The sequence below is a fragment of the Nesterenkonia halophila genome, from assembly GCF_009467795.1.
GTDB classification, from domain to species: Bacteria; Actinomycetota; Actinomycetes; order Actinomycetales; family Micrococcaceae; genus Nesterenkonia; species Nesterenkonia halobia.
In genome coordinates, this window is sequence record NZ_WIAX01000022.1 from 1 (window position 1) to 5,815 (window position 5,815).

The window sequence follows — 5,815 nt, forward strand, 5'->3', positions numbered from 1 at the left end:
ATCCCGTGCTCAGGGCACAGGGCAGACGCCGGAAGGGTCGCTCTGGGGTGCTGGGCCGGGCATGGCGACTGGATGGTCGTTGTTGTTGCTTCTGAGAATCTGATACTATTATTGATCGTGTCCCCGGGGTGAACGGGGTGTTGATCAGTGGTTGCGGCGGCGTTGTTCGTTGCGGGCTGGTTGGCACTGGTTTTGCGGGGATGGTGATCGTCTGGTAAGATGGAGAAGTTGCTTGCTGACGGTCTTCGCGGTTTTCACCGGGTTCTCGGCTTCGCTGAGGCGGAGTTGACATGGTGAGAACGGATGATCTAAGATAGTAAAGTTGCTTCGGAGCGATCCGGAAAGTTTACTGGGACGAAGCGTTTCAGGGTTTGGCTTTCTGGTGGTGCCGTGAGCATCTGTTGTTTGAGAACTCAATAGTGTGCCAAGTATGTTGATACCAAATATTTATTTGGTTGTTGCAGCGCTTGCCACCCCCGTGGTGAGTGTTGTGAGCAGCTTTGGATCACGTCATGCGCATGGTTACTGGGTCTTGTTTTTCCGGCAGGGTCTGGTGGTTGTGCGGTGATCTCTTTCATGTTTTTGATGGAGAGTTTGATCCTGGCTCAGGATGAACGCTGGCGGCGTGCTTAACACATGCAAGTCGAACGATGATGCTGGGTGCTTGCACCTGGCGGATTAGTGGCGAACGGGTGAGTATCACGTGAGTAACCTGCCCTTGACTCTGGGATAAGCCTGGGAAACTGGGTCTAATACCGGATATGACCAGTCCTCGCATGGGGTGCTGGTGGAAAGATTTTATCGGTCTTGGATGGACTCGCGGCCTATCAGTTTGTTGGTGAGGTAATGGCTCACCAAGGCGATGACGGGTAGCCGGCCTGAGAGGGTGACCGGCCACACTGGGACTGAGACACGGCCCAGACTCCTACGGGAGGCAGCAGTGGGGAATATTGCACAATGGGCGCAAGCCTGATGCAGCGACGCCGCGTGCGGGATGACGGCCTTCGGGTTGTAAACCGCTTTCAGCAGGGAAGAAGCTTTTTGTGACGGTACCTGCAGAAGAAGCGCCGGCTAACTACGTGCCAGCAGCCGCGGTAATACGTAGGGCGCGAGCGTTATCCGGAATTATTGGGCGTAAAGGGCTCGCAGGCGGTTTGCCGCGTCTGCTGTGAAAGCCCGGGGCTTAACTCCGGGTGTGCAGTGGGTACGGGTAGACTAGAGTGCAGTAGGGGAGACTGGAATTCCTGGTGTAGCGGTGAAATGCGCAGATATCAGGAAGAACACCGATGGCGAAGGCAGGTCTCTGGGCTGTTACTGACGCTGAGGAGCGAAAGCATGGGGAGCGAACAGGATTAGATACCCTGGTAGTCCATGCCGTAAACGTTGGGCACTAGGTGTGGGGAACATTCCACGTTTTCCGCGCCGTAGCTAACGCATTAAGTGCCCCGCCTGGGGAGTACGGCCGCAAGGCTAAAACTCAAAGGAATTGACGGGGGCCCGCACAAGCGGCGGAGCATGCGGATTAATTCGATGCAACGCGAAGAACCTTACCAAGGCTTGACATGGACCGGATCGCTGCAGAGATGTAGTTTCCCTTCGGGGCTGGTTCACAGGTGGTGCATGGTTGTCGTCAGCTCGTGTCGTGAGATGTTGGGTTAAGTCCCGCAACGAGCGCAACCCTTGTCCTATGTTGCCAGCACGTAGTGGTGGGGACTCATGGGAGACTGCCGGGGTCAACTCGGAGGAAGGTGGGGATGACGTCAAATCATCATGCCCCTTATGTCTTGGGCTTCACGCATGCTACAATGGCCGGTACAGTGGGTTGCGATACTGTGAGGTGGAGCTAATCCCTAAAAGCCGGTCTCAGTTCGGATCGAAGTCTGCAACTCGACTTCGTGAAGTTGGAGTCGCTAGTAATCGCAGATCAGCAATGCTGCGGTGAATACGTTCCCGGGCCTTGTACACACCGCCCGTCAAGTCACGAAAGTCGGTAACACCCGAAGCTCACGGCCCAACCCCTTGTGGGAGGGAGTGGTCGAAGGTGGGACCGGCGATTGGGACTAAGTCGTAACAAGGTAGCCGTACCGGAAGGTGCGGCTGGATCACCTCCTTTCTAAGGAGCTGGACCCGAGTCGGGTCCGCCCAGTGCGTCGGCGAGTGTTCGACGCTGGGTTTGCTCATGGGTGGAATATCAGCATGCAGTCACCGGTGGTGGCATTGGTTCTGGGTCGAGTACGCCTCCTTGTGGGGTTGGAAGGGTCTGGTTCTGGTGTGTGCTGCTGGTGCTTGGTACACTATTGGGTCCTGGAGCAACAGGTGTTGTTCTGGTGATTGTGCCGCCTGCTGCAGGTAGCCGCACGGTCGACCTCCTTTGTTGTGGGGTTGTGTGTGGTGATGGTGGTGGGGGTTGTTGTTTGGGAACTGCATAGTGGACGCGAGCATCTTGCTCTTGTCAGTGGTCGGCCTGCTTCTGGGTCGGTTGCTGGTGGGAGCGTGGTCAATGTGCATCACGATCATCGCCCTTGTGTGGGTGGTGGTTGGTGTTGTCCTTGGTTTTATGAACAACATGCCCTTTTTGGGGTAAGTGTTGAAGGGCGCATGGTGGATGCCTTGGCAGCAGGAGCCGATGAAGGACGTGGGAATCTGCGATAAGCCTGGTGGAGCTGATAACCGAGCGTTGATACCAGGATTTCCGAATGGGGAAACCCCGCATGCTGTTATGGTGTGTGACCGCCGGCTGAATGTATAGGCCGGTTGGAGGGAACGTCGGGAAGTGAAACATCTCAGTACCGACAGGAAGAGAAAACAATAGTGATTCCGTGAGTAGTGGCGAGCGAAAGCGGATGGGGCTAAACCGTGTGCGTGTGATACCTGGTAGGGGTTGCGTGCGCGGTGTTGTGGGACATGCCGTCCAGGATCTATCAGTCCTGGGAGTTGAGGTGCGGGCGTATAGACGAACACGTGATGAGTGCGTGACCGGAGAGGGTGGGAGTCCCGTAGTTGTAATGCGTTCCGCCGGCTTGTGTGTGTATCCCGAGTAGCACGAGGCTCGTGGAATCTTGTGTGAATCAGCCAGGACCACCTGGTAAGCCTGAATACTACCTGCTGACCGATAGTGGAACAGTACCGTGAGGGAATGGTGAAAAGTACCCCGGGAGGGGAGTGAAATAGTACCTGAAACCATGTGCCTACAATCCGTCAAAGCTGGTCCTTGTGGCTGGTGATGGCGTGCCTTTTGAAGAATGAGCCTGCGAGTTAGTGCTCAGTGGCGAGGTTAACCCGTGTGGGGAAGCCGTAGCGAAAGCGAGTCTGAATAGGGCGTATGAGTCGCTGGGTCTAGACCCGAAGCGGAGTGATCTACCCATGGCCAGGTTGAAGCGCGTGTAAGAGCGTGTGGAGGACCGAACCCACCTAGGTTGAAAACTGGGGGGATGAGCTGTGGGTAGGGGTGAAAGGCCAATCAAACTCTGTGATAGCTGGTTCTCCCCGAAATGCATTTAGGTGCAGCGTTGTGTGTTTCTTGCCGGAGGTAGAGCTACTGGATGGCTGATGGGCCCTACAAGGTTACTGACGTCAACTAAACTCCGAATACCGGTAAGTGAGAGCGCAGCAGTGAGACTGTGGGGGATAAGCTTCATGGTCGAGAGGGAAACAGCCCAGACCACCGGTTAAGGCCCCTAAGCGTGTGCTAAGTGGAAAAGGATGTGGAGTTGCTGAGACAACCAGGAGGTTGGCTTAGAAGCAGCCACCCTTGAAAGAGTGCGTAATAGCTCACTGGTCAAGTGATTCCGCGCCGACAATGTAGCGGGGCTCAAGCACACCGCCGAAACTGTGGCAATCAGTCCTTTGGGGCTGGTTGGGTAGGGGAGCGTCGGACACTGCTGTGAAGCGGCCGCGGAAGCGTGTCGTGGAGTGTGTTCGAGTGAGAATGCAGGCATGAGTAGCGAAAGAGCAGTGAGAAACTGCTCCGCCGAATGACCAAGGGTTCCAGGGTCAAGCTAATCTGCCCTGGGTTAGTCGGGACCTAAGGCGAGGCCGACAGGCGTAGTCGATGGACAACGGGTTGATATTCCCGTACCGGCGAAGGACCGCCCATGGTGAACTGGTGATACTAACCGCCCGAACCATGCTGGATGGCAGCTTTGCTGCCACGTGTGTGGGGAGCGCGGGACCTGAACTGGGGAGCCAAGCGTATTAACAGGTGTGACGCAGGAAGGTAGCCGGGCTCAGCGATGGTTGTCTGGGTCTAAGAATGTAGCCTTCAGTCCAGGTAAATCCGGGCTGTGTGTTGGTGAGATTTGATGGGCTCCCACGTTGGTGGGAGATCCGGTGATCCTATGCTGCCGAGAAAAGCATCGACGCGAGGTCCGAGCCGCCCGTACCCGAAACCGACACAGGTGGTCAGGTAGAGAATACCAAGGCGTTCGAGAGAATCACGGTTAAGGAACTCGGCAAAATGCCCCCGTAACTTCGGGAGAAGGGGGGCCTCGGTGGTGATCCGTCCTTGCGACGGGGAGCTGTTCGGGGCCGCAGAGACCAGGGGGGTCCGACTGTTTACTAAAAACACAGGTCCGTGCGAAGTCGTAAGACGATGTATACGGACTGACTCCTGCCCGGTGCCGGAAGGTTAAGAGGACGAGTTAGTCACCTTGTGTGGCGAAGCTCAGAATTTAAGCCCCGGTAAACGGCGGTGGTAACTATAACCATCCTAAGGTAGCGAAATTCCTTGTCGGGTAAGTTCCGACCTGCACGAATGGAGCAACGAGACCCCCGCTGTCTCAACCGTGAACTCGGCGAAATTGCACTACGAGTAAAGATGCTCGTTACGCGCAGCAGGACGGAAAGACCCCGAGACCTTTACTATAGCTTGGTATTGGTGTTTGAAATCACTTGTGTAGGATAGGTGGGAGACTGTGATGCGGTCACGCTAGTGATCGTGGAGTCGTCGTTGAAATACCACTCTGGTGTTTTTAGGCATCTAACTTCGGGCCCTGATCGGGTCCAGGGACAGTGCCTGGTGGGTAGTTTAACTGGGGCGGTTGCCTCCCAAAGAGTAACGGAGGCGCCCAAAGGTTCCCTCAGCCTGGTTGGCAATCAGGTGTTGAGTGTAAGTGCACAAGGGAGCTTGACTGTGAGACTGGCAGGTCGAGCAGGAACGAAAGTTGGGACTAGTGATCCGGCGGCACCGTGTGGAAGGGCCGTCGCTCAACGGATAAAAGGTACCTCGGGGATAACAGGCTGATCCTCCCCAAGAGTTCATATCGACGGGATGGTTTGGCACCTCGATGTCGGCTCGTCTCATCCTGGGGCTGGAGTTGGTCCCAAGGGTTGGGCTGTTCGCCCATTAAAGAGGCACGCGAGCTGGGTTTAGAACGTCGTGAGACAGTTCGGTCCCTATCCGCTGCGCGCGTTGGAGATTTGAGAAGGTCTGTCCTTAGTACGAGAGGACCGGGACGGACGAACCTCTGGTGTGTCAGTTGTACTGCCAAGTGCACCGCTGATTAGCTACGTTCGGGATGGATAACCGCTGAAAGCATCTAAGCGGGAAGCCGGCTTCGAGATGAGATCTCCGTCACCATCAAGGTGTGAAGGCTCCCAGCTAGACCACTGGGTTGATAGGCCGGATGTGGAAGCAAGGACTGAAGACTTGTGAAGCTGACCGGTACTAATAAGCCGATCACTTATCCCACCCCACACTTTCTGGTGTGGGTGGTGTGTTGTGTGGTGCTCGCGTCCACTAGGCGGTTGTCTTTCAACAAACCCCGTTCCTCACTGTTCGTGGGGTGTGGGTGGTGTGTTGGATAATGGTATAGAG

General features: G+C 55.9%; 2 rRNA genes. Both read left to right on the forward strand.

The window, feature by feature from the left end:
- The first annotated feature begins 582 nt into the window (after window positions 1-582).
- A 16S ribosomal RNA gene (locus GCL72_RS09600) occupies window positions 583-2,113 on the forward strand.
- Window positions 2,114-2,578: 465 nt separating this feature from the next.
- Window positions 2,579-5,689: ribosomal RNA gene (locus tag GCL72_RS09605) — 23S ribosomal RNA — on the forward strand.
- The 16S and 23S rRNA genes sit together here, the layout of an rRNA operon.
- Window positions 5,690-5,815: the final 126 nt, after the last annotated feature.